Source organism: Allorhizobium paknamense, from assembly GCF_030815125.1.
GTDB classification, from domain to species: Bacteria; Pseudomonadota; Alphaproteobacteria; order Rhizobiales; family Rhizobiaceae; genus Allorhizobium; species Allorhizobium paknamense.
The window spans coordinates 319,655-343,587 of sequence record NZ_JAUSWH010000005.1 but is presented as its reverse complement, the minus strand read 5'-3'; the positions used below and the strand labels follow the sequence as shown (position 1 = coordinate 343,587).

Annotated in this window: 20 protein-coding genes; 3 read left to right on the top strand and 17 right to left on the bottom strand. The window is 61.3% G+C overall.

Annotated features, from left to right (window positions below; genetic code table 11):
- From QO005_RS10925 to QO005_RS10890, 8 genes are all read right to left on the bottom strand, one after another.
- On the bottom strand, positions 1-1,191 hold the full coding sequence (locus tag QO005_RS10925) for an ROK family transcriptional regulator (RefSeq protein ID WP_307158051.1): 1,191 nt from the start codon (positions 1,189-1,191) through the stop codon (positions 1-3).
- Between the two features lie 190 nt (positions 1,192-1,381).
- Complete coding sequence (phnE, locus tag QO005_RS10920; protein WP_307158050.1) at positions 1,382-2,884, bottom strand: phosphonate ABC transporter, permease protein PhnE; 1,503 nt, start codon at positions 2,882-2,884, stop codon at positions 1,382-1,384.
- Positions 2,885-2,892: 8 nt separating this feature from the next.
- Positions 2,893-3,855 (bottom strand): phosphonate ABC transporter, permease protein PhnE, encoded by a 963-nt coding sequence (gene phnE / locus QO005_RS10915; protein ID WP_307158049.1) that lies wholly within the window; start codon positions 3,853-3,855, stop codon positions 2,893-2,895.
- 228 nt (positions 3,856-4,083) lie between these two features.
- Positions 4,084-4,992 (bottom strand): phosphonate ABC transporter substrate-binding protein, encoded by a 909-nt coding sequence (gene phnD, locus QO005_RS10910; protein ID WP_307158048.1) that lies wholly within the window; start codon positions 4,990-4,992, stop codon positions 4,084-4,086.
- Between the two features lie 55 nt (positions 4,993-5,047).
- Entirely contained in the window at positions 5,048-5,917 is an 870-nt protein-coding gene (phnC, locus tag QO005_RS10905; protein ID WP_307158047.1) for a phosphonate ABC transporter ATP-binding protein, read from the bottom strand.
- Positions 5,918-6,086: 169 nt separating this feature from the next.
- Positions 6,087-6,905 carry a carbohydrate ABC transporter permease gene (locus QO005_RS10900; protein ID WP_307158046.1) on the bottom strand — a complete coding sequence of 273 codons (819 nt, stop codon included), beginning with the start codon at positions 6,903-6,905 and terminating at the stop codon, positions 6,087-6,089.
- A complete protein-coding gene (locus tag QO005_RS10895) occupies positions 6,902-7,849 on the bottom strand; it encodes a carbohydrate ABC transporter permease (protein WP_307158045.1) in 948 nt (315 codons plus the stop codon). Before QO005_RS10895 ends, QO005_RS10900 begins: the two co-directional genes overlap by 4 nt.
- Positions 7,846-9,087: an ABC transporter substrate-binding protein gene (locus tag QO005_RS10890; RefSeq protein WP_307158044.1), complete on the bottom strand. Its 1,242-nt coding sequence runs from the start codon at positions 9,085-9,087 to the stop codon at positions 7,846-7,848. Before QO005_RS10890 ends, QO005_RS10895 begins: the two co-directional genes overlap by 4 nt.
- Before the next feature lie 251 nt (positions 9,088-9,338).
- On the opposite strand from QO005_RS10890, the gene QO005_RS10885 reads away from it, so the two are divergent.
- Positions 9,339-10,481: an ABC transporter ATP-binding protein gene (locus tag QO005_RS10885; protein WP_307158043.1), complete on the top strand. Its 1,143-nt coding sequence runs from the start codon at positions 9,339-9,341 to the stop codon at positions 10,479-10,481.
- A gap of 29 nt (positions 10,482-10,510) precedes the next feature.
- Complete coding sequence (gene nagB, locus QO005_RS10880) at positions 10,511-11,269, top strand: glucosamine-6-phosphate deaminase (protein WP_307158042.1); 759 nt, start codon at positions 10,511-10,513, stop codon at positions 11,267-11,269.
- 61 nt (positions 11,270-11,330) lie between these two features.
- Here nagB and QO005_RS10875 read toward each other — a convergent pair whose 3' ends face one another.
- The 4 genes from QO005_RS10875 to QO005_RS10860 form a co-directional block, all read right to left on the bottom strand.
- Positions 11,331-13,064, bottom strand: coding sequence for a GH116 family glycosyl hydrolase (locus tag QO005_RS10875; protein WP_307158041.1), 1,734 nt, complete (start codon positions 13,062-13,064; stop codon positions 11,331-11,333).
- A 133-nt stretch (positions 13,065-13,197) separates the two neighbouring features.
- A complete protein-coding gene (locus tag QO005_RS10870) occupies positions 13,198-14,208 on the bottom strand; it encodes an ROK family protein (protein WP_307158040.1) in 1,011 nt (336 codons plus the stop codon).
- A 79-nt stretch (positions 14,209-14,287) separates the two neighbouring features.
- The gene (locus tag QO005_RS10865; RefSeq protein WP_307158039.1) at positions 14,288-15,226 is read right to left on the bottom strand and encodes a DMT family transporter; all 939 of its coding nucleotides are present in this window, start codon (positions 15,224-15,226) and stop codon (positions 14,288-14,290) included.
- A gap of 281 nt (positions 15,227-15,507) precedes the next feature.
- The gene (locus QO005_RS10860; protein WP_307158038.1) at positions 15,508-16,386 is read right to left on the bottom strand and encodes a LysR substrate-binding domain-containing protein; all 879 of its coding nucleotides are present in this window, start codon (positions 16,384-16,386) and stop codon (positions 15,508-15,510) included.
- Between the two features lie 171 nt (positions 16,387-16,557).
- Here QO005_RS10860 and QO005_RS10855 point away from each other — a divergent pair, with 171 nt between their 5' ends.
- Positions 16,558-17,607, top strand: a complete 1,050-nt coding sequence (locus QO005_RS10855) for a YeiH family protein (protein ID WP_307158037.1) — start codon at positions 16,558-16,560, stop codon at positions 17,605-17,607.
- Here QO005_RS10855 and QO005_RS10850 read toward each other — a convergent pair.
- The 5 genes from QO005_RS10850 to QO005_RS10830 form a co-directional block, all read right to left on the bottom strand.
- Positions 17,570-19,582 (bottom strand): alpha-glucosidase, encoded by a 2,013-nt coding sequence (locus tag QO005_RS10850; protein ID WP_370878047.1) that lies wholly within the window; start codon positions 19,580-19,582, stop codon positions 17,570-17,572. The two genes, QO005_RS10855 and QO005_RS10850, sit on opposite strands and share 38 nt — an antisense overlap.
- Positions 19,583-19,592: 10 nt before the next feature.
- Positions 19,593-20,432: a carbohydrate ABC transporter permease gene (locus tag QO005_RS10845; protein WP_307158036.1), complete on the bottom strand. Its 840-nt coding sequence runs from the start codon at positions 20,430-20,432 to the stop codon at positions 19,593-19,595.
- Positions 20,432-21,304, bottom strand: coding sequence for a carbohydrate ABC transporter permease (locus QO005_RS10840; RefSeq protein ID WP_370878051.1), 873 nt, complete (start codon positions 21,302-21,304; stop codon positions 20,432-20,434). Before QO005_RS10840 ends, QO005_RS10845 begins: the two co-directional genes overlap by 1 nt.
- Before the next feature lie 112 nt (positions 21,305-21,416).
- Positions 21,417-22,652 (bottom strand): ABC transporter substrate-binding protein, encoded by a 1,236-nt coding sequence (locus QO005_RS10835; RefSeq protein ID WP_370878046.1) that lies wholly within the window; start codon positions 22,650-22,652, stop codon positions 21,417-21,419.
- A gap of 50 nt (positions 22,653-22,702) precedes the next feature.
- Positions 22,703-23,782, bottom strand: a complete 1,080-nt coding sequence (locus QO005_RS10830) for an ABC transporter ATP-binding protein (RefSeq protein ID WP_307158033.1) — start codon at positions 23,780-23,782, stop codon at positions 22,703-22,705.
- Between the last annotated feature and the right edge of the window lie 151 nt (positions 23,783-23,933).

Here is a 23,933-nt window from a genome sequence, read left to right as displayed (position 1 = left end):
CTAACCCGGCAGGCGCATTTCGCTGGGAAGCGCCTGCGGTGAAAACAGCATGTTGTGCAGCTGGTTGAGCGCCAGCGCAACCGCGCCCACCATGGTGGCGCGGGGGCCAAGCAGGCTTGCTTCCACGGCAATCTGACGGCGCGTGCAGGAGGGCAGCGCCTCGCAGATCAGCCGCACCATCAGCGGATGGCGTCCGACATTGCCGCCGAGCACGATCTTTTCCGGATCGATCATCGCATCTACCGAAACCACCAGCAGCGCCGTCAGCCGTGCGGTCTCGGCAATGGCGGCAAAGGCCGCCTCATTGCCCGCTTCGGCACGTTCCAGAATATCGCGCACCGCAAGCTCTTGCCCGCTGACCGCGCGGTAGCGCTCCTGAATGCCGCGCGCGCCGATGGCGCATTCCAGCGCACCGCGCTCCAGGCTTTCACCGCTATAGGGATCGGCGCCGAAGGGCAGGTAGGAAATTTCCCCCGCCGCGCCATGGGCGCCCTTCATCAGCTTGCCATTGATCATCATGCCAAGACCGATGCCGGTGCCGAGCGAAATGAAGGCGCCGTTTTCGATGCCTGCCGAACAGCCCTTCCAGGATTCGCCGACCATGGCGGCATTGATGTCGTTTTCCACGATGACCCGGGCTCCAAGCGCCTCGCTCAGCCCCTTGACCAGATCGAGCCCGGAGAGATCACCCATGTTCGGCGCCAGCATCAAGGCGCCGCTTGCGGGATCGACGACACCGGGCGTTGCCACGGCCGCGAGCAACACCTTGTCCCGGGCGATGCCAGTGCGGGTCAGCATGGCCTCCACCAGATCATGCACCAGCGACAACAGGGCCGCACCGCTCAAGCCCCGCGAGGCGCTTTCGCTTTCATCGACAATGGTGCCGACGATATTGACCAGCGCCAGACGCACCGTGGTGGCGCCTAGATCGACACCGAGCGCAAAACCTGCTTCCGGCGAAACCTCGTAGGTGATGGCGCTGCGCCCCACCTTGCCGCTGACAATGCCTTTAACCTGCACCCAGCCGGACTCTTCCAAGGTGCGGATGACCTCGGACATGGTCTGCTTGGAAAGACCGGTCTTCTTCGCCAGCGTCGCCCGCGACATCGGCCCCTCATGCAGCAGCAGATCCATGGCGGCCCGCACGGAAATCTGGCGCAGCACCGGCGGATTGTTCATGCTCTGGTTCATGCGCGGACCCGATATGGCAGAAGATTGACGGAGCCCGCCGGATGCGCGATGCTTGAAAGACCTGACAGCGCGGCGGACCCGCTCCTCTTACTACAGGTGCCGGAGCGTGAAAAGGGTTCGGTGACTTGACGAACTTATACCAAGGTCGTTGAAAAGGCGAGGATGCGTTAGCATCTTCGATGCCTTGCTGTTATTGTGAATTCTTGCCGATCAGCCGCGACCGGAGGCTGTTGGAAATGCCATCGAACAGAAACACCACCAGCAGGATCAGAAGCACCATATAGCAGACATTCTGCCAGTTGGAATTGGTGCGCATCGCCTCCCAAAGCTTGAGACCGATACCGCCTGCCCCCACCGCGCCGATGATGGTGGCGGAACGGGTGTTGGATTCCCAGAAATACAGGGCCTGCGAGGCAAAAACCGGCAAAACCTGCGGCATCACACCGAAACGCTGCACCGCAAGCGGGCTTGCGCCGACGGATTTCATGCCTTCGCGCTGCTTGTCGTCGATATTTTCCAGCGCTTCGGAATAGAGCTTTCCGAGCGTGCCGGTATCCGTGAAGAAGATGGCGGAGATGCCCGCCAGCGGTCCGGGGCCAAAGGCGCGGGTAAAGAACAGCGCCCAGATCAGCATGTCGACACTGCGCAGAAAATCGAAGAAGCGCTTGGTAATCTGGTTCATGCCCCGGCTGGGCGTGATGTTGCGCGCGGCGAGAAAGGACAGCGGAAAGGCAATGACCGTTGCCAGCACCGTGCCGACAAAGGCCATGACCAGCGTCTGCAACAGTTTCGACCAGACATCGTAATGCTGCCAGGAGGGGTTATAGAGGAAATCGTTCCAGGCCAGCGACAGGTTGCTGCGGCTCTTGTCCAGCCGCTCGCCGGAGGTGACAAGCCGCCAGACCTCGCCCGCCGATTTGCCGAAGAAGGCGGAGGTAGGGTCGAAGATGAAATTGGCCCAGCCCAGGAAGCGGTTGTTGACGCGCACCCGTTCCGGCCCGATTTCCGCCCAGCCATTGAAGCCGAAATAGGCAAGCACCCGCCCGCCCGGCTGCCGCTGCTCTAACCACTCCGGCAATGGCCCTTCAGCATCCACCCGCTCCTTCGCTTGATCGAGCGTCAGGGTCGCGCTTTCCGTTCCCTGCGTGACGATGACCTTACCCGGCTTGACCGTCATATGGGCGTGGCTGCCAAGGCTGACTTCGGCCCTGACCACAGCCTCTTCCTGCTTCGGCGCGGAGGGTGCTTCAGCCTGCACTGCCTGCTGCTGCGGGGCAGCGCCCATGAAATTGAAGGCACTGCTGGCGGCGGGTGCTGCGGGCTGGGCGGGGATTGCCGCCTTTTCCGGCTGGCGGGTGATCACGGCCTTTTCCGTCACCAGCCAATCCGGCGTCGGATTGGGACCGGCAGGATCGAAACGGGAATAACTGATGGTGATGGCGCCATCGCGGTCGATGCGCAGTTCAGGGCGGATCTGGTAGGACACCCAGTCAGCTAGGTAATTGCCGGCTATGCCCCAATTGGCGGTGGCGAGGATCTTGCCGATGCCGAAAAACCACCAGGAAAACAGCAGATAGGCGAGAATGGTGAGCGCAATGACCGGTACCCGCCAGGTCTGCCAGCGGCTGCGATGGAGAAGCGCGCCGTGGCGGCTGGCGAGAGCGTCGAAATCCGCAGAGGAAAGACTGGGCATCCATGGCCTCACTGCACAATGGTAAAGGATTGCTCACCCACCAGACGGCGGCGCAGCCAGGCGGAAAGCTGATCGACCGCGACCACCGTCAACAGCAGCAGAATGATGATGGCGATGGTCTTGGCGGCATCGCCCCGGCTGATGGCAAGCCTAAGCGGTTCCCCGATGCCGCCGCCGCCGACAGCGCCGATAATGGTCGAGGCCCGCACATTGATCTCCAGCCGAAGCAGCGTATAGCTGACGAAATTCGGCATGACCTGCGGCACCATGCCAAAGCCGACCCTCTCGATCCAGGTGGCGCCCACGGCGCGCAGCCCCTCATCCGGCTTCATGTCGGCATTTTCAACCACTTCGAAGAACAATTTGCCAAGCGCGCCGATGGTGTGAATGGTGACCGCGATGATCGCCGGAAACGGACCGATGGAAAAGATCGCCAGGATGAAGCCCGCGATCACCACCTCGGGAAAGGCGCGCAGCAATTCCATGAAACGGCGCACCGGCCAACGGATCAGGCGGCTCGGCGTCATGTTGCTGGCCGCGAGAAAGCATAGCGAAAATCCGCCCAGTGCCCCGATCAGCGTCGAGAAGATGGCGATATTCAGCGTCTCCACCATCTTGTAGATATATTCGGGAATGTAGAAAGCCTGGGTGATGTAATAGCGGCCTTCGACATAATCATATTTCATGCTGCCATCCGCATAGGGCGACGGCAGATCGAACATGGCGCGCCAGATTTCCATGCCGTCACGCGGCACGAAATTTTCGAGAAAATCGAAGAGATGCGGCAGCCGATCGAAGAACTTGCCGGAATTGGCCTCATTGGCAAACCAGAGCGAGCCGCCAATGGCCATGAGGAACAGCATCAGCGCCAGCAGCGAATAGATGCGGCGGCGCACCGCCAGTTCCCGCCAATGGGCTTCGATCAGCTTTCCGCCATCCGACAGATGAACCGGGGCACTGCCACTCAGCATATCGCAAACCTTTTCAGCGTCTGTCCAGCAACGGCCTCGACACGGCCTCTTTGCAGAAGCGCGTGAACCATGGGAAGAACCTGTCCGCAGAGGATACTTCTGGAGCGTTTCAATGTTTCACGGAAACACTGAAACGCTCTAACTCTTTGTTTTTACGCATTCCCGGACGGAAAAACAGTTTCCGCTTTACCGGAAAATGCTCTCATGCCCTCCGGCCCGAAACGGGGATCAGCCGCCGATGGTCGCCTTGCGGGCGTCGATGATCGGCTTGTAAAAATCGACATTCACCTTGGCGAAGCCCTTGTATTCGCCGCCTTCGACAGCGGAGAAGCAGGCAGCGTCGGTCTTGGGCAGATCCATCATGAAGGCCGTGACCTTCTGCTTCATCGCGTCGGACATCGAGCTGCGCAGCACGATCGGACCGTTCGGGATCAGCGGCGACTTCCAGAGTTCGACCAGGTCATCCATGTTGAGGACGCCCTTGTCCACCATCTTGCGCAGGTTGCCGGAGGTGTAGCCGTCCTTGAAATTGCCCACACCCGAGCCGAACGTGGTGCCGGCATCGAAGGTGCCCTTCAGCACTTCCAGCACCAGGTTTTCATGGCCGCCGCCAAAGCCGGTGGAGGCGACATATTCCTTGACCGGCGTGCCGCCGAGGGCAGCAGGCAGCGTCACCGTCGGGATAAGGTAGCCGGAGGTAGAATCCGGATCGGCAAAGCCGAGCTTCTTGCCCTTGATATCGGTGACCTTGGTCATGCCGCTGTCCTTGCGGGCCACCATGATCGAATAATAGCCCATGGAGCCATCGGTCTGAACGGTGGTCAGAACCGGCTCAACGGCCTTCGGATTGGCGAGATAGGCCTTGGCATAACCGGCAGCGCCGAGTTCCGCCTGATCGAGCGTGCCGCCGAGAAGACCCTGAATGACGCCGTCATAATCGGAAGCCGGGAAGAAGGAGACTTTTTCAAAGCCGAATTCCTTCTTCAGGTGATCGCCCAGGCACTGATAGTTGCGCAGGCGGTCGGCTTCGTTTTCACCGCCCAGGATACCGATGCGGTATTCCTTGAGCTCTTCAGCAGCGGCGGCACCCGCAAGCGACAGAAGCGCTGCAGAGGCAAGCAGGATTTTCTTCAACATGGCTCTCTCCTGAATACCCGGCTCAGCCGGGCGACTGTGATGAACGAGAAATGCGTTAAAGCGGGGCGGCATAGGCCTTGAGCGGCTGCATGACATCGACGGGACGCGCCTCTGACTGGGGGCGAACGGGCTCGGAACCGGCACGCGACAAGGCGGTGGATGTCATGCTTTCATCGAGTTGGGCGGGATCGGTCACGCCGTAGATGGCGTGGACGGCCTCCGCCGTCAGCGCCTGCGGTGGTCCGTCGAAGACCACCCGGCCTTCCGACATGCCGATGATGCGCTCGCAATAGGCGCGGGCGGTATCCAGCGTGTGCAGGTTGGTGATGACGGTGATGCCCTCGCGACGATTGATGTCGCTGAGTGAATCCATGACGATCTTGGCGTTGAGCGGATCGAGGGAGGCGATCGGCTCATCCGCCAGCAGCATTTTCGGCTGCTGCATCAGCGCGCGCGCAATGGCCACGCGCTGCTGCTGGCCGCCGGACAGCGTGCCCGCCGGTTGCAGCGCCGTCTGCTCGATGCCGAGGCGCTCCAGCGCCGCAATGGCCAGCAGACGCTCTTCGCGGGTAAAGATGTTCAAGAGGCTCAGCGCGGTGGAGCGATGATTGAGCCGCCCGAGCATGACATTGGTCATCACATCGAGACGCGGCACCAGATTGAACTGCTGGAAGATCATTGCGCAATCGCGCCGCCAGTGGCGCAGTGCCGCCCCAGACAGCCGGGTGATATCGACATCGCCGAACCGGATCTGCCCTGACGTCGGATCTGCCAGCCGGTTCAACATCCGCAAAAGCGTGGATTTTCCGGCACCGGACCGGCCGATCACGCCGACCATTTCGCCGGGCGCGATATTCAGCGTCACGGACTGCACCGCCGTCTTCTTGCCGAACTGGCGCGTCAGGTCTTTCAGTTCAAGACGCATGATCTTCTCCGCCATCCCAGAAACTGACTGACGGATAGGCGGGTAATTTGAAGCTTACATGTCAGTTTGATGTACGGACTATTAAATCAGATGGATTTGCGCGTGCGAGCCGACACAAAAAGGGGAGAAACCGCCGGATTGCCCCCCTTCTTCTGGCAGGCAGGCCGGATCACTCCTTGGTGGCGCCCGCCATGATGCCGCCCATCAGCAGTTTTTGCAGAAGGGTAAAGACGATCAGCACCGGCAGAACCGACAGGACGGACATGGACAAAAGCCGCGGCCAATCGATGCCGAAACGGCCGACGGAATTGGCGATCGCCATCTGCACGGTCCACATGTCCTGATCATTGACGATCAGGAAGGGCCAGAGATAATCGTTCCAGCGCCAGACCAGGTTGAAAGCCATCAGCGTGCCGATGGCGGGAATGGACAAGGGCACGATGATCCTGAGCAGGATGCGCCATTCCGGCGTGCCGTCCAGCCTTGCCGCCTCCAGCAGGCTATCGGGAATGTTGACAATATATTGCCGCATCAGGAACACACCGGTGGGCGTTGCCGCGGGCGCGATGATCAGACCGGCCAGCGTGTTGAGAAGGCCCAGATCCCGCAGCACCAGAAAGACCGGGATCAGCACGATCTGCAACGGCACCATCAGCGATGACATGATCAGCATGAAGAGGAGGGTCGCGCCGGGAAAGCGGAATTTCGCCAGCGCATAACCCGCCATGACGCTGATCGTGACCGAGAGCAAGGCCGACAGCACCGCTACCACCGCGGAATTGCGGAAGAAGGTCAGAAAACGCGCCTTTGAAATGGCGTTGGCAAAGTTTTCCAGCGTCGGCTGCGCCGGCAGGAAGGTTGGGGGCCAGGCGAAGATTTCCGCCTGCGGCTTCAGCGCCGACACGAACAGCCATACCGGCGGCAGAAGAAAGACCACCAGCACAAGGCTAATCAGCGCCAGCCGGACGGGAGAATAGGCTTGCGTCATGACTTGCTCCTGGAGATCCTGAGCTGGATGATGGTCAGCGTGATGAGGATGATGAACAGCACCGCCGATTGCGCCGCCGCGATCCCCGCCTTCATCGGCATCTGGAACGCCGTCTCGTAGATCGTCTGGATCAGATAGACCGTGGCCTTGCCCGGCCCGCCGCCGGTGAGAGACACGACCAGTTCATAAACCTTGAAGGCCTCGATGCAGGAGAGAACCACCACCACCGCCATGGTGGGCTTGAGAAGCGGCAGGGTGATATGCGTGAACTGCCGCCATTTCGAGGTGCCATCGATGGAGGCGGCCTCGTAATAGTCCGGTGAGATGGCGGTGAGGCCGGAGAGAAAAATCATCATGTTGACGCCCGCCTGCCACCAGATCCAGGCGACCATGACGGCGATCTGCGCCATCACATCCTGTTCCAGCCACGGCACCGGCGCGATATGCACCAGAGACAGCAGATAGTTGACGAGACCGTTATTCAGCCCGAACAGCCAGCGCCAGGTGACGCCGATGATCAGCAGGCTGATCATCGACGGGAAGAACACCACCGTCCGCACGAAGGCATAGAGCCGCTTCTGCGGCTGCAACAGCAGCGCCAGGCCCAGCGAAAAAGCGATGTTGAGCGGTACGGCGCAGACGACGAAAATCACCGTCTTCAACAGCGACAGCCTGAACTCGCGATTGTCGATAAGACCGATGAAATTATCGAGACCGACAAAAACCGGCCATGTCTGCTTGACCTGCGGCAGCACCACGACGCCGCGCTTGAAGAAGGCCATGACCAGCCCTTGCGCCAGCGGATAAAGCGTGAAGGCCACCAGCAGGGCCACGGTCGGCAGCATTAGAAAGTAAGGCCAGAGCGCCAGCAAACCCGCCTTCAGCCGCCGCGACGGGGCGGGTTCGACACCCGCCTCCGCCTCTCCATGGACAAGCGCGCTCACTGGCCCGCCTCTACGGCCTCTTCGGCGGCCTTGTGGATCTCGGAGACCGCCTCCGCCGCGCTGATCTGACCGGCCACCGCCTGGGTGATGGCGGGCTTGATCACGGCCCAGACGGGCTGCATCTGCGGCCAGGCCTGGTCGGTGGCGGCATAGGCCGGGCTTGCATCCAGTTCGCCCTGCATGGTCTTCACCGCCATGGAGGCGGCTTCATTGCCGTAGTCGACCTTTGCGGCCTTCTTGTTGGCCGGGATGACGCCGAAGGTCTTGGCATAATCGGCCTGAACATCCGGCGAGGTGATCCACTTGATGAAGTCCACCGCCTCCTTGAGATGCGGGCTGGTGTTGAAGGCCACCAGATAATCGCCGCCATAGATGGAGGAGCGGACGGTGCCCGCAGGGGTCGGCCCGGCCTGCCAGCCGAATTTCGCCTTGCCGGCAAGTGCCGGGATCTGCCAGCTGCCGGACATGTAGGCAACGGCCTGACCGTTGAGGAAGAGTTCCTTCGGATTGTCGGAGCTTGCACCGGACCAGAGGCCGGGCGGCAGCACGTCCTTGGTGAGCTTGACGAAATCATCGACGGATTTGGTCCAGGCAGCGTCATCCATCACCACCTTCACCGGTTCCTTTTCAGAGAAGATGTGATTGCCGTACTGGAAGGGATAGACAATGAACCGGCTGGCCGACACGTCCCAGACCATGGGGTAGCGCGTGCCGGATTTCTGCGACACATCCTTGATCCTGGCCGTGAACTCATCCCAGGTCCAGCCCTTGTCCTGCGACGGGATTTCGACACCGGCTTTCTTGAAGGCATCGGTATTGAGGAAGACGCCGGTGGAGGTGACGTTGAGCGGTGCTGCAATCACCTGATCGCCAAGCTTGGCGCCATCGGCCCAGCCCTTGACGAAATCATTGATCCAGTCCGGGCCGATTTCCTTGGAGAGATCGGCGAGGAAAGGCCGGATGACCGGCTCCATGGACGAGGTCAACGACAGATCCGGCATGATGCCGGAGGCCGCATATTGCTGGAATTTCTGCAGCATGCCGTCATAGGGCGTGATCTGCAGGTCGAAGGTCGTTTCGGGATGGCTGGCGGTATATTTGTCCAGAAGCGTCTTCAGCGCCTTTTCCTGGGTATCGTCCTCCACATACCAGACGAGCTTCAATTGCGAAGCGGCGGCGGAAGACATCATCATCAGCGTCGCAAGGGCTGCCGCACTTGCCAGTTTCGTCATCGACATTCTGTTCCCCTTTTCTGCCCGTTAATTTGTTCGGCACCAAGACGAATTAAAGGCACGTCTTTTCGGTCCGTCAAGGGCAGGCGCGTCAAAAATCCGTCAAAACAGCCTGGCGGACAAAATTTGTTCGGAGACTTGACGAACTATGACTGATGTTTCACAGTTATATCCCGTTGAAGAGAAAAGCGAGACGGGATGACAAGAGTTATTCCCGTCACCGGATAAGGAGCCGAAGGTTCCATAGGGGAAGACGCATGGCCGGTCTGGCACTCAGCAAAATCGTCAAGCAATACGGCACCCACACAGTGCTGCACGGCATTGACCTCACCGTCAGGGATGGCGAATTCACCGTTCTGGTCGGCCCCTCCGGCTGCGGAAAATCCACGCTTCTGCGCTCCATTGCCGGGCTTGAAAGCATCAGCAGCGGCACGATCGAGATTGGCGGGCGCGATGTGACGGCACTTCCCTCGGGTGAGCGTGGCCTCTCCATGGTCTTCCAGTCCTACGCGCTCTATCCGCATATGACCGTGCGCAAGAACCTCTCCTTCGGCCTGGAAAACATGAAGCTGCCCCGGCAGGAGATCGATGCCCGCGTCATGGAAGCAGCGCGGATGCTGGCGATCGAGCCGCTCATGGACCGGCGGCCCAAGCAGTTGTCCGGCGGCCAGCGCCAGCGCGTCGCCATCGGTCGGGCCATCGTCCGCCAGCCCAAGGTTTTTCTCTTCGACGAGCCGCTTTCCAATCTCGATGCGGCGCTGCGCGTGCAGACGCGCGGCGAGATCAGCCGTCTGCACAAGCGGCTGGGAGCTACGATGATCTACGTCACCCACGACCAGATCGAGGCCATGACCATGGCCGACCGGATCGCAGTGTTGAACGGCGGGCGGCTGGAGCAATACGGCGCACCGCTGGAACTCTTCGATTTTCCGGCCAACAAATTCGTGGCGGGCTTTATCGGTTCGCCGCAGATGAATTTCTTCGATGGCACCATCACCGATCTCGGCCCGGAAAGCGTCACCGTCAGCATCACCGGCTTTGGCGCGCTCACCTTGCCGGTGGACAGTTCCACGGGCAAGATCGGCGACAAGGTCACGCTCGGCGCGCGGCCCAACCATTTCCGCCTCGGCAAGGCCGAGGGCCGCCCGATGATCGAGGCCCGCCTCAGCACCCAGTATGCCGAAAGTGTCGGAACCGAAACCTATATCTATGGCAAGATCGAAGGTCATGACCGCACGGTCATCCTGCATCTGCCCGATCATGTCGCCATTGCCGATAGCGAGGTGCTGGATATCTGCATTCCCGCCGCCCGCCTTCATCTTTTCCATGGGGAAGCCGGCCTATCCTTTGCCAAGAAGCGCCATGACGGCAGCCTGATTGCCGGCGCCAAAGCCGCCTGAACCCGACGCAGCCCGAGACGGAAGAAGTGATGACGACGACATCCCGCAAGACCGTGAAGACCGCACCGGAACCCAGAGTGGAGATAAACGCCAATGAAGCGGCGCTGACGGTTGCCAACTGCATCATCGATCTTGTCCGGCAAAAGCCTGATGCCGTGCTGGGGCTTGCCACCGGCGGCACCATGGAGCCGGTCTATGCGCATCTGGTTGCCACCTATCGGCGCGGCGAGGTGAGCTTTGCCAAGGTCACCAGCTTCAATCTGGACGAATATGTCGGCCTTCCCCCAAGCCATCCGGGCTCCTATCGCAGCACGATGAACCGGCTGTTCTTCGACCATGTCGATATCGACCCATCCCGCACCCATCTGCCGGATGGCATGGCAGGCGATCCCGAGTCAGCCGCAACCGCCTACGAGGCGGATCTTGCCCGGCTGGGACCGGTGGATCTGCAATTGCTGGGCATTGGCCGCAATGGCCATATCGGCTTCAACGAACCGGGCTCGGCACTGGACAGCCGCACCCGTCAGGTCGAGCTGCATGCCTCGACACTGGAGGCCAATCGCAGCTTCTTCGAGTGCGGCACCGTGCCCCATCATGCCATCACCATGGGCATTGCCAGCATTCTCGATGCACGACGCATCATCGTGCTGGCCACCGGAGAGGCCAAGGCAGAAGCGGTTTCCACCGCCCTTTCCGGCACTGTCAGCGAGGCCTGCCCCGCCTCCGCGCTGTTCTTGCATGATCAGGTGGAATGGGTGCTGGACAAGGCCGCGGCTGCCGGGCTGTGATGGCTGGCGAGCCGTCTTTTTCGTATTTTTCAAAGTTTTAGGAAGCTGCTGGAGAGGGCGCTTACGCCATCTCCTTTTCCACCCGTTCGCGATAGGCCAGAATGGCGGCGGCATGCATGCCGGTCCAGCCTTGCAACAGCGATCCGCGCCCGAAGGGTGGCGAGAAATATTCCACCGAACCGATCCAGCCATTTTCCAGGCTGGTCTGCCACCAGCGGGTCAGCGGATAGGACCAGTCCGCCAGACCGAAGCGCAGGCGCTGTTCGGCATAGAGACCGGAGAGATAGGGCCAGTCAGACCCATTATGGTAGCGATAGGCAAAGGCTGATTTGGCGCGCGTATCGGCCGGGCGTTTGAAAGGCGGCCAGGCGCACATCACGCCCCAGTCACCATAGGGCTGGCTCTGGTTGTTGCGGGTTTCCAGCACCTGCTGCACATGGCCAAGAAGGCTGCGGGCCTTTTCCGCCGGAATGGCATCGAAGCGGGCAAGGGTCAGGCTGTCCAGCGTCAGATGATCCTCGACGAAATCGCCCTTGATACCGTAATCAGCATACCAGCCCTTTTCGGTCAGCAGCGCCTCATCGACGGCGGCGCGCGCCTTGACGGCCACAGTTCTGGCCTCCTCCGCCAGGGCACGATCCTGCGTGCCGCCAAATTCGGCGATCACGTCCAGCGCCCCGATCCACAATCCGATATTGTAGGAGACATAGCCGTGGCGATAGACATTATCGGCCCAGTCCCGGTCATGGCGCGGCTTTTGCGGCAGGCCATTGCCTGCCATGTCATAGGCGCGGTAGCGGCGATAGATCGCGGCCACACGCTGCCAATGCCGCGCCAGCACCTCGGTTTCGCCGGTGCGGCGCAGATAATCGCCAATCGTCAGGATGAAGAACAGCGGGCTGTCGAAATGATCGCTCCACCAGTCTGTCGGGCGCAGATGTTCTTCCTTGTAGACCTTGTTGGTGGTGCGGAATTTCTCCCATTCCAGCCCTTGGGCGGGACCGGTGAGGATCACGCCGCTCGGAGCCTCGCCGTCCGGCTGGATGCCGGTTGCCAGAAGGTCGATCTGCGCGCGTACGGCGGGAAGATCGAGCGTGAGCAGCGCCTGCAGCGTCCAGTAACCGTCCCGGTAATAGGTGCGGGTGGGCGCGCTATAGGCCTGCCCGGCGGCCAGTCCGAGAAAGCTGCCATCCTCTGCATGGCGAATGGAAGAGAGGGCCGCATGGGCGCTCTGCACCGCCATGCTGCGCAACAGCGCCGGCGCGGTGGGGAGAATATCGCAGCGCGCGACATGGGCCGCGCATTCGGCGACAATCGCCTCCACCGAGAGCAAAAGACCCCGCTGCGCCTCTTCCTCGGAGGCGCCAACGGCGATCACGATACCGTCTGACCGTTCCTCGATCAGCGTCACACCCCAGGGCGTCGTGACCCGGCGCAGAGCACCCTTGCGCTCCACCTTCTGCGGCTTGGTCAGGCTGCCCCACCAGGCGCAACGGCGGGCAGGTGCGGCCCGGCGGATTTTCGCGCCGGTCAGGGCGAGCACCGGGGCTGATTGCGCCACATGCAGACCAGCCTCTGTACCGATGATCCGGTTCGGCGCATGCACGAAGGGACCGGTCCATGGCTCAAGCTGAACGGTCGCCATCCGGCCACAGCCCCAGAGCGAGACCTCCAACCGGCCTTCCGGATGAAAATCTCCCTGCAGGCGCGGCGCCATGAAGGCCAGTTGCAGCGGCAAGTCTGTTTCGACCAGGCCATCGGCACGAGGACGTGCCTTGAGAGTGGGAGAGGTCATTCTACGCCCTAATCCTTTGTTTTTACGCATTTCCGGACGGAAAACCGCTAAACACTTTTCCTGGAAATGCTTTTGTTTTTACGCATTTCCAGACGGAAAACCGCCATGCACTTTTCCTGGAAATGCTTTTGTTTTACGCATTTCCGGACGGAAAACCGCCATGCACTTTTCCTGGAAATGCTCCAGAATTCTTCGCCAGGTCTGCGGCCAGCAGAACGGCCCCGATCATCCCGGCGTCGGCACCGAAATGGCTCTGCTCCAGACGGCAGGAAAAGGGCAGAAGCGGCGCGGTCTGGCGCTTCAGCGCGTCAAAAAATTCCGGCTGGCTGCCGATACCGCCGCCGATCACCGTCAGCGCCGGATCGATCATGCTGTGGATGGCGGCAATCCCCAGCGAGGCGGTGCGGGCAATCTCATCCAGCGCCGCTCTGGCCGCTGCATCGCCCTGGCGAAGGGCCGTAAACAGTGCGGCCACCCCGCCCTCTTCCGTCAGGCCGAAGCGGGCGCGAATGCCAAAAGTGCCGACGGCATCCTCAAAAAGGCCATTCAGCGATTGCGGTGCCCTGTCATGAGGACGGTCGCCGACCGGCAGATAGGCAATTTCGCCGGTGCGGCCATGGGCGCCGCGGACCACTTGCCCGCCAAGCACCAGCCCCATGCCCACCCCGGTCCCAAAGGACAGGAAGACGAGCGACCCTTCTCCCTGCCCGCGTCCACGATGGGCTTCGGCAAAGGCGGCCAGATTGACGTCATTTTCCACCGTGACCGGACAGGGCAAGATGGCCGCAAGCAGCGTGGCCAGAGGCCGGTCTTCCGGCAAAGCGAGATTGGGCGACAGCGAAGCCAGCCCCGTCTGCGGGGAGACGACGCTCGGCACGCCGACAACCACCCGGGCGATCTCGGCAGGCGCCACACCCGCCTCCCGCGCCAGCCGCAGCACGATGTCCGCCAGTTGCGACAGCACGGGCGCCTGTGGCCCATGGCGCGTCGGCTCGCTGAAGGTGGCAATCACCTCTCCCCGGTCATCGGCGAGCCCCGCAAGGATCTTGGTGCCACCCAGATCAATTCCCACGACGCAGGCGCCGGAGCGGGTTTTGACGGACGGGCGGGACGGCGGTGCAATCGATGTCGGACGGGAGGTCACGATGCATCCTTCTATTTGTTCGGCAATCTGACGAATTATTAGGAGGCCAAGTCTGGCGCTGTCAAGCGCCATCCTTTCTTCAGGCAGGTGCGGATGTCATTTGCTGCCGCGAAAGCTGGCGTTCGCGATACCAGATGAAGAGGCCGGAGCCGATGAGGATAGCAGCGCCTGCGAAGGTCCAGAGGGTCGGCACATCGCCGAACAGCAGATAACCCAGCAGAAGAACGGCCAGGAACTGGAAATAGGTGAGCGGCGCGAGAAAGGAGGCTGGCGCGAAGCGATGGGCCTGAATGTAGAAATAATGGCTGACCGCGCCGAAGACACCGGCCCCGGCCAGCGCTGCCCAAGCCCGCCCGGTGGAGGGCGTGACCCACAGGAACGGCATGAGCGGCGTCAGGATCAGCGCCGGAAAGGCCGCCATGATCAACAGCATGCTGCCGGGCGAATCGGTCCGGGCGAGACGGCGGGTGAGAATGCTGTAGCTTGCGCCGATCAGCACGGAGGCGAGGATGATCAGGAAAGCCGGATCGAAACTGCCGGGCGTAGGCCGCGTAATCACGAGCACGCCCGCAAAGCCGACGAAAATCGCACTCCACCTATAGCGGCCCACCTTTTCGCCGAGAAAGAACACCGAAAGCAGTGTCACGAAAATCGGCCCCATGAACTGGATCGACAAGGTCTGGGCGATCTGCAGATAGGTGAGCGCGATGAAGTTCAGCAGGGTACAGACGATCTGGATCGAGGCGCGGGCCATTTGCAGTCCTGGGCTGGCGGTACGCCAGACCTCCGGCGACCGCCAGGGATTGAAAATGGCCGCAACCAGCAGGAAATGCAGCGCGAACCGGAACCACACCACTTCAAAGGCCGGCAGTTCCCGCGCGGCAATCTTGGCGGAACTGTCGAGACAGGCAAACAGGCTGACCGCCATCATCATCAGCAGGGCGGCCTTGGCCTTGTTGGTCACCTCGCCTGCAGGCCGCGATGAAGAGGCCGGAATTGCGGTTGCTGAAGATGTCATGGTTCGCCCTCTCTCTTTGACCTTTGCGCTCTTGCGGCACAACGTAGGAGCGGTCATAGCAGAGACGAAAACATTCGTCAGCATGACGAACTATTATTTTTGTGCAGTGCACCCTGGCCGCCAGCGCGTTGCACTGCCCGTTGAAACACGCCTTGTTATACCAAGGCTCGAAGATGCTAACGCATCCTCGCCTTGAAGGAATTTCGAATATCTCAATTGCGTCAGAGGCTTGAGATATTCGAATAAGGAATACGAAGAGCCATTTTCAATGACTCTTCGTATTACCCATCGAAACAGGCGATGAGCCGCTGGGCCGCCGAGGAAAGATGCCGCTCCTTATGGCGGAGCAGCATGAAGTGGCGCGGTGGCAGCGGCACATCCAGCGCCACCAGCAAACCGCTTTCCAGCATGGGTTCTGCCACCAGCCGCGAAACGACGGTTGCAGCCCCTGCCGCCATGGCGGCACTCAGAACGGCTTCATTGGAGGGCAGGCTCAGCACCACATTCAAATCCGCACTGGCAATGCTCATGCCCGCAAGTGCTGCCTCGAATTCCGAGCGCGTGCCGGACCCCTCCTCCCGCAGGATCCAGGGCAGGCTGCGGATCAACTCCGGCGTTGTGGTTTCCGCCGATTTCGCGATACGTCCGAAGGGAGCCACCACCATCAGATGATCCGTTGCCACCCGGCGCTGCGAGAGCGCCGGTTCATCGAGGCTGCCTTCGATCAGGCCGATTTCCACCGCCCCATCCAGCACTGCATCGGCAACCGACCGGCTATTGCCAACGGAAAACACCACCTCCACCTTCGGATAATCCGCATGAAAGCGCACAAGCCTCGGCGGCAGCCAGTAATTGCCGATGGTCTGGCTGGCCTGCAGATCCACCCGCCCGCGCTTCACATCCGCCAGATCGGTCAGCATCCGCTCGGCCTCGCGCATCCGCGCCAGGGTTTCCCGCGCCTCCTTCAGGAAAAAACGCCCCTCGCGCGTCAGTTCGATGCCGCGCCCCACGCGTTCGAACAGCCGCACGCCATGGGCTATCTCCAGCGCCTTGACCGAGGCGCTGACGGCGGAAGGCGTCAGATGCAAGGCCTCCGCTGCCTGCGTGATGTGCTGGCGCTCCGCCACCGCCACGAAAACCGCCAGTTGCTCGAAAGTCATGGAAAATCATCCTGCAAAATCGCATGAAACGTGAATTTTTATTCGATAGTATTTCATGAAATGCAATGGCATCTCTTGGGCATGCCAAACAAAACGCTTCTCCCCCTGTCTGATACCAAGGCTCGAAGATGCTGGCGCATCCCCGCCTTGAAAGAATTTCGAATATCTCAGATGCGTCAACGGCTTGAGATATTCGGAAAAGGAATACGAACTGCCATTTTCAAGGACTCTTCGTATGAAATCTTTCCGGGCCTTGGCCTGGCCGCAGCCCTCACCGGTGGCGCACTGCTGCTGGAGCAGGCGCAATCCGCGCTCACCGGCAGCGTCTTTCTGGATGGCATCGTGCTCGCCATTCTGCTCGGCACCGGCTTTCATACGATGTTCGGCCTGCCTCCGGCCTTGCAGCCCGGCGTGCGGTTTGCGGCAAAAAGACTGCTGGAACTGGCCATCCTGCTGCTTGGCGCCTCGATCAGCCTGTCGGCGCTGGCGGGAACCGGCGCGGTGATGGCGGCGGCGGTCGCGGGCATGGTGGTGCTGTCGCTGCTCTTCAGCTACGGCATTGGCAGGGGGTTCGGCCTGCCGCACCGGCTTGCCATTCTGGTGGCCTGCGGCAATTCCATCTGCGGCAACTCCGCCATCATGGCGGCGGCTCCGGCCATCAAGGCCAGTCAGCAGGATGTGACCGCCTCCATCGCCTTTACGGCAGCGCTTGGCATCATCGTGGTGCTGATGCTGCCGTTGAGTTTTGCCTGCCTCGGCATCAGCCCGGCACAATATGGCGTGTTAGCGGGCATGACCGTTTATGCCGTGCCGCAGGTGCTGGCGGCCACTCTGCCCGTGGCGCAGGTCAGCCTGCAGATCGGGACGCTGGTCAAGCTGATGCGGGTGCTGATGCTGGGACCGGTGGTGCTGGGGCTTGGCCTGATGCAGAACGGCCGGAGCGGCGATATCCAGCGCCCGCCGCTCATGCCCTGGTTCATTCTCGGTTTTCTGGCGCTGATGGCGGCGCGGTCATTCGATCTGCTACCCGCCGCACTCCTTGCACCGCTGCACGGCCTCTCCACCGCGCTCACCACGCTTTCCATGGCAGCGCTTGGGCTTTCGGTTAATCTGCGTGCCATCCTGTCTTCCGGCGGCCGGGTTCTGGCCGCAGGCTCGCTGTCCATTGCCGGTCTTGCAGGTCTCAGCCTGCTGGCCGTGCATTTCCTGCCAGGCCTTTGAACAGAGCAGCCCAGGACGACTGCGCCCGATAAAACACCGGTGGCTGGCCAATGGGCGCGGCAATGGTGATCTCCTCACCGCCCGCATACTCGATCCCACTCCATAGATGCACCCAGCGCTCCGGCCCCGGCAGGTAAAGCTGCCGCTCACTTTCGCCCGCCTTCCAGACCGGCGCAACCAGCAGGTCAGGCCCCAGCAGATAGGCATCCTGGATCGTGTAGGCCTGATCATCGGCCTCGTAATGGAGAAAGAGCGGCCGTTGCAGCGGCAGGCCCGTGTCCCTCGCCTCCCGCGATAGCGCCTTGAGATAGGGCTTCAATCGCACATGCAGATCCGTCATCCGGGCGAAATGATGCAGCACCGCCTCGTCCTGATCGATCTGCAGATTGTCGCGCGGACGGTTGCCCTCATGGGTGCGCATGACCGCTGTGAAGGCCGCCATTTCTGTCCAGCGCATGATCAGCTCCGCTGTCCGCACATTACCGAACAGGCTGGTATAGCCGCCAATATCGGAGTGGTGATAGGCATTGCCCAGCAGGCCGGAGGATAGTGCGCCGCAGATCACCGTCACCAGCCCGTCGTGACGGCTGAAATCCACGGATTGGTCCCCCGCCCACAAGAGCGGGCAATGGGCCTGAACACCGGTAAAACCGGCGCGCATGAAAAACAGCGCCTCTCCGGTCATGTGGCGGCGCTCTACGGCGCGGGCATTGACCTCGGCCCAGATCGTCGGCCAGGCATTATGCATTAGCTTGGCGTCTGCGCCATTTCTCAGATGCACATCGATGGGCAGATATTCGCCAAAATCCGCCATCCAGCCGGACAGGCCGTAATCCAGCATATTCTGGCCAATCACCCGCTCGGCAAACCAGTCTTTTGCTTGGGGATTGGTAAAATCCACCACGCCGCACTGGAATTCGCCGAAATCCACCAGCGCCACCCCGCCCATGTCGGTCAGCGCCAGAAAGCCTTTCATCGCCGCTTCATGAAACAGGCTTCCGTCCACACAAAGATAGGGGTTCACATAGCCCAGAAAGCGGATGCCTTTTTTCCGCAACTCAACAATCCGACCCTTGAGATTGGGATAGCGGGTTTCATCGGCCCGCCAGTCCCAGAAAAGCCTTGCACCGAAGGAGGTATGGCGCAGGCCCACCCAATCCTCGCACCAGAGTCCGCAGACCTTGACACCCGCCGCAAGAATGGCGTCCAGACGCGAAAGGGAATTTTCACCATCCTTGAGGCCGATGATCGCCCCATCCAGCACCCAGTCCGGGAGTTGGGGCTGACGCCCGAAACGCCGGGAAAGCTGATCGACCAATTGGACAAAGGTTGTTTTGGCAAACAGCTCTATGATGCGCGGGATGGCCCAGACCTCAATTTCGTGAAAGGCCTCGTTGCGGAAATCGAAGACGGAATAGGCGGTGGTGTCCACATGCAGCGCGTAGCGCCGCGAGGAGAGATAGGTGGGCTGGGGATAGTTGGTGTGGTAATAATCACCGCCAGCCTTGCCCATCAGGTCCGCGCGCAGGGTGATTTCCGTGGTCTTGTCACGTCCCACCCCGGGCTCGGACGTCCAGAGCGGAAAGCGGCGGCCGCGCATGTCGAAATAGGACATCTGTTCGCCGCCGCCATAGACATGTTCGCCAGCCTCTGCCCGAACGCGCATCCAGAAGCGGTTGAAATGCGAGCCTGCGGCCATGCATTGAATTACACCCTTATCCACGATGAGGGTCATGGCGGGGGGCTGTCCCTCGGCGAAGGAAAGGTGCACATGATTGCCGTCCACCACGGCATGGGTCAGCGGCACCCGTTCTTCCAGATAGTCCTCGATCTCAAAATTGCCGCGATACATATCCATCCGCTCGCGACCACGGCCCACATAAAAGGCCGGATGGTCGGGAGACTGATCAATCAGGATCATCCCATTCAGCGAAAGGGTAAAACCGCGATCGGCGGCTGCAAGCATCAACGTCATGAAAGTCTCGTTACCCCTTGATTGCCCCGGTCGTCAGGCCGGAGACCACCCGCTCCTGAAAGAGCACGATGAGAACGGCGACGGGCACGATGCCCACCACCAGGGCTGCTGAAATGACCGGCCAGGGAAAGGCAAATTCCCCCTGGTACAGCTGAATGCCCACGGGCAGCGTGCGCAGCGCCGGGCTGGAATTGAAGGAAAGCGCCAGCAGGAACTCGTCCCAGGCATTGACGAAGGCCAGAATGCCCGCCGTGAACACGCCGGGCGCCGACAGCGGCACCACCACGCGAAACAGCGCACCGAAGCGGGTGCAGCCATCGATCATCGCCGCATTTTCCAGATCGCGCGGAATGGTTTCGAAGAAAGAAACCAGCATCAAGGTGCAAACCGGCAGCGACAGCACGGCATAGGGCAGGATCAGCGCCGTCCAGCTATTCAGCAGGTTCAGCGCCCGCATCACCTCGAACAGCGGCACCAGCAGCGTCACCAGCGGAAAGGTGGAGACGGCGATGATGGCCCCGAGAATGAGCCCCCGGAAACGCAGATTGAGCCGCGCCAGCGCATAGGCGGCGAGCACCGAGACGAAGAGGGTCAGCAGCGTCGACAACAGCGCCACCATGAAGCTGTTGAACAGGAAGAGATGCAGCGGCTGATCGGAAAAGGCCCGCATGTAATTGGCGAGCGTCGGCGCCTGCGGCAGCCAGGTGATCGGCTTCACCGTCAACTCCGCCTCGGTCTTGAAGGAGGTGAACAGGATCCACAGTGCCGGAAACAGCCCGTTCACGAGAAGCACGGCGGCGGCGATCACCCTGAGCGGCTTGCCGGTGAGCATGGAGGCATTCTCGCGCATCACTGCCCCCTTGCGCGGATGATGCGCAGATAGATGGCGGTGACCGCCATGGAAAACACGAACATCACCACGGCCAGCGCCGATCCGTAGCCGAGATCGAGGAAGGAGACGGTGTTCTGGTGGATATACATGGCAAGTGTCGCGGTGGACGTGCCCGGACCGCCGCCGGTCATCATATAGGGAATGTCGAAGGTTTGCAGCGCCGTGATGGTGCGGAAGATCAGCGCCACTACGATGGCGGGCTTGAGCAGCGGCAGGGTGATCTCGAAGAACTGCCGCACCGGCCCCGCGCCATCGACATCGGCGGCCTCGTAAAGCGAACGCGGAATGGTTTGCAGCCCGGCCAAGATCATCAGCGCCATGAAGGACGAGGTCTTCCAGATGATCGCCAGACAGATGGCGGCAAAGGCAAGGTTCGGTGAATTGAACCAGATGATGCCGGTGACGCCGAAGCGCGCCAGCACGTCATTGACGATGCCATATTCCGAATGGAAGAACCACGCGAAGATCAGACCGACAAAGGAGAGCGGCAGCGCCCAGGGAATGAGCAGCGACAGCCGCACCGGCCAGCGGGTGCGAAACGGCAGATTGGCAAGAAGCGCCAGCACCAGCCCGAGGATCAAGGCTCCCGGCACGGTGATCAGCGTGATGAGCAGCGTGTTCCAGCCCGCCTCCCAGAACACCGGGTCCGAGGCCATCAGCCTGTAATTGTCGATGCCGACGAATTCCGCCGGAAGGCCGGAGGTGAGCGAGAGGTTGAACAGGCTGGTGTAGAACAGCCTGCCCACCGGGTAGACGATGACGAGCAGCAGCAGCACAGCCGCCGGCGCCAGCAGCAGAAACGCAAGCGTGCCCTCACCGGGATCGAAGATCCGGCTGAGCCAGGAGCGGCTTTTCGGGCGCGATGGCGAGGTGACGGTCAAAATCTGTTACATCCGTTTCGGCAAAGCGGGATGACCGGTATGGGTCATCCCGCATAGTCTATCAACGCAGAATCCGGCGCAGACGGCTTTCCATCTGGGCGGCACCGTCTTCCGGCGTTGTCGCACCGGCCAACACGGCGTTGACGGTGGTGCGGATCACCTCGCTCACCTCGTTATAGCGCGGTGTGACGGGCCGCGCCTTGGCGGTTTCCACCACGGCCTTGGCATCGGCAAACCAGGGCGCGGCCTTCAGCACCTCGGGATCGCTATAGACGCTGCCATAGGTGGGCAAAAGCGCTGCATTAACGGCCATGAATTTCGAGACATCGGCGCTGGAGAGATAGTTCACCAGCTTGCGGGCCTCGTCCTGGTGGGTGGAATAGGCCGAGACGCCAAACTCCCAACCGCCTAGGCAGCTTGCCTGCTCGCCGCCGGGAACGGCGGGAAGCCGCGCGACGCCGACCTTGCCGGACACGGTGGATTCAGCCCCCTGGAAGTGGTTCCAGGCATAGGACCAGTTGACGGCAAAGACCACCTTGCCCGCCTGGAATTCCTTGCGGGTATCGTCGGTTGCCACTTCGGCAATGTTCTTCTTGGCCACGCCCTTGTCGACAAAGCCCTTCCACAGCGACAGCGACTTGACGGCGGCATCCTTGTCGAAATTCAGCTTGCCGTCGGAGACCAGTGTCTTGCCCTGGCTCCAATAGGGCAGAAGGAAGGTGCAGACCGCGCCTTCGATGGCCTTGCCCTGGAAGGACAGGCCCTGAAGCTCGGGATCGTTCTCGCCCTTGGTGATGGTCTCGGCGGCCTTGACCAGTTCATCCCAGGTCTTGGGCGGGGCGATCTTGTACTTGTCCAGCAGATCCTTGCGATAATAGAGGAACATGGCATCGGCAAAGGCCGGAAGCGCCACCACCTTGCCGGAAACCGTATTGGCCTCGGCATAGGTGGGCAGGAAGGCGGACATGTCCTTGCCGGCAAAATCGGTCGTCCAGCCGGCGGCGGCATATTGCGCCGGGCGGATCACGTCGAGGATCATCACATCCAGGCTGGAATCCTTGGCCGACATCACCGTGTTGAGATATTGCGCCTGAAGCTCGGAGGTGTTGCCGCCGCTTTCGATGGCCACCTTGGTGCCGGGGTTCTTCGCCTCATACTGATCCAGCACCTTGCGCCAGATTTCCGGCCGATGCTGGCTGGAGAGAAAGATCTTCAGATCCGTCTCGGCCTCAGCCACGCCGGTGGACCACAACAGCGCCGCTGAGACGGCACCGATCAACAGCTTGTTCAATTTCATTCCCTTCCTCCCCATCATTTCTCTTCGAAATATTATGATCTATGTCCCGGTCAAAGACCGATGGCAGCTTCGGAGGCCGCATCGAACACATGCAGTTTTGTCGGATCGAGCCCCAGCCGCACCACTTCACCCACCTTGGGACGCATGGCAGGCGGCATGCGCGCCGTCACCGTCGCCTCTCCCAGCGAGACGTGCAGCAGCGTATCGGAGCCCAGCGGCTCCACCACATCCACGGGAACGGCGATCTCCACCCGCCCCTCGCCCACCGGCAGCACATGTTCCGGGCGGATGCCGACCAGCACCGGCTGTCCATCGGCCAGTTGATCGGCCCGAACAGCCAGACGATCGAGCGGCAGCGCATTGCCATCGGCAAAGGCCAGTTCGGCCCCCCGGCGCGTGGCGCGGGCAAAATTCATGGCGGGCGAACCGACGAAACCGGCCACGAAGACGTTGCGCGGCTGATTGTAAACCTCATCCGGCGTACCCACCTGCTCGATCACGCCATTGCGGAGAATGACGATCCGGTCGGCCAGCGTCATCGCCTCCACCTGATCGTGGGTGACATAGATGATGGTGGTGCGGAGCTTCTGGTGCAGTTTCTTGATTTCGGTCCGCACCTGCCCGCGCAGTTGCGCATCGAGATTGGAGAGCGGCTCATCGAACAGAAAAACCTGCGGATGGCGAACGATGGCGCGGCCCATGGCCACGCGCTGGCGCTGGCCGCCAGACAATTGCCCGGGCCTGCGGTCGAGCAGATGGGCAATGCCCAGCAATTCTGCCGCCTCGTCAATGCGCGACTTCGCTTCGGCAGCCGCCATGCCACGCACCTTCAGGCTGAAACCCATGTTTTCCCGCACGGTTTTGTGGGGATAGAGCGCATAATCCTGAAAGACCATGGCGATATCCCGCTCCCGCGGGGCCAGACGATTGACCACGTCATCGCCGATCATCACCTCGCCGCCGCTGATCGATTCCAGCCCGGCGATCATGCGCAGCGTCGTGGATTTGCCGCAGCCGGACGGCCCGACCAGCACGACGAATTCGCCATCGGCAATGACCAGATCAAGCCCTTTGACGACGCGCTGCGATCCGTAATGCTTTTCAAGCCCCCGCAGGGTCACTGACGCCATATTATGCTCCGCAGCGCAGCCATGCCTGCATGTCGTTGAACCGCTCCCGCCCGTGCCGCCCTGGGCCGCGAGACCGGAGCGGCGATCTTACGGGGGATTTGCCAGAAATCAATATTGCATCAATTTGACGAAAAGCACTTTCGAGCAAATT

Coding starts and splice junctions, on each gene's coding strand:
- QO005_RS10855 (WP_307158037.1), top strand. CDS start 16,558: ATGCGTCAACGGCTTGAGATATTCGGAAAAGGAATACGAACTGCCATT.
- QO005_RS10865 (WP_307158039.1), bottom strand. CDS start 15,226: ATGACATCTTCAGCAACCGCAATTCCGGCCTCTTCATCGCGGCCTGCA.
- QO005_RS10850 (WP_370878047.1), bottom strand. CDS start 19,582: ATGACGTTGATGCTTGCAGCCGCCGATCGCGGTTTTACCCTTTCGCTG.
- QO005_RS10925 (WP_307158051.1), bottom strand. CDS start 1,191: ATGAACCAGAGCATGAACAATCCGCCGGTGCTGCGCCAGATTTCCGTG.
- QO005_RS10885 (WP_307158043.1), top strand. CDS start 9,339: ATGGCCGGTCTGGCACTCAGCAAAATCGTCAAGCAATACGGCACCCAC.
- phnD (WP_307158048.1), bottom strand. CDS start 4,992: ATGTTGAAGAAAATCCTGCTTGCCTCTGCAGCGCTTCTGTCGCTTGCG.
- phnC (WP_307158047.1), bottom strand. CDS start 5,917: ATGCGTCTTGAACTGAAAGACCTGACGCGCCAGTTCGGCAAGAAGACG.
- QO005_RS10900 (WP_307158046.1), bottom strand. CDS start 6,905: ATGACGCAAGCCTATTCTCCCGTCCGGCTGGCGCTGATTAGCCTTGTG.
- QO005_RS10875 (WP_307158041.1), bottom strand. CDS start 13,064: ATGACCTCTCCCACTCTCAAGGCACGTCCTCGTGCCGATGGCCTGGTC.
- QO005_RS10890 (WP_307158044.1), bottom strand. CDS start 9,087: ATGTCGATGACGAAACTGGCAAGTGCGGCAGCCCTTGCGACGCTGATG.
- nagB (WP_307158042.1), top strand. CDS start 10,511: ATGACGACGACATCCCGCAAGACCGTGAAGACCGCACCGGAACCCAGA.
- phnE (WP_307158049.1), bottom strand. CDS start 3,855: ATGCTGAGTGGCAGTGCCCCGGTTCATCTGTCGGATGGCGGAAAGCTG.
- QO005_RS10830 (WP_307158033.1), bottom strand. CDS start 23,782: ATGGCGTCAGTGACCCTGCGGGGGCTTGAAAAGCATTACGGATCGCAG.
- QO005_RS10860 (WP_307158038.1), bottom strand. CDS start 16,386: ATGACTTTCGAGCAACTGGCGGTTTTCGTGGCGGTGGCGGAGCGCCAG.
- QO005_RS10845 (WP_307158036.1), bottom strand. CDS start 20,432: ATGCGCGAGAATGCCTCCATGCTCACCGGCAAGCCGCTCAGGGTGATC.
- phnE (WP_307158050.1), bottom strand. CDS start 2,884: ATGCCCAGTCTTTCCTCTGCGGATTTCGACGCTCTCGCCAGCCGCCAC.
- QO005_RS10835 (WP_370878046.1), bottom strand. CDS start 22,652: ATGAAATTGAACAAGCTGTTGATCGGTGCCGTCTCAGCGGCGCTGTTG.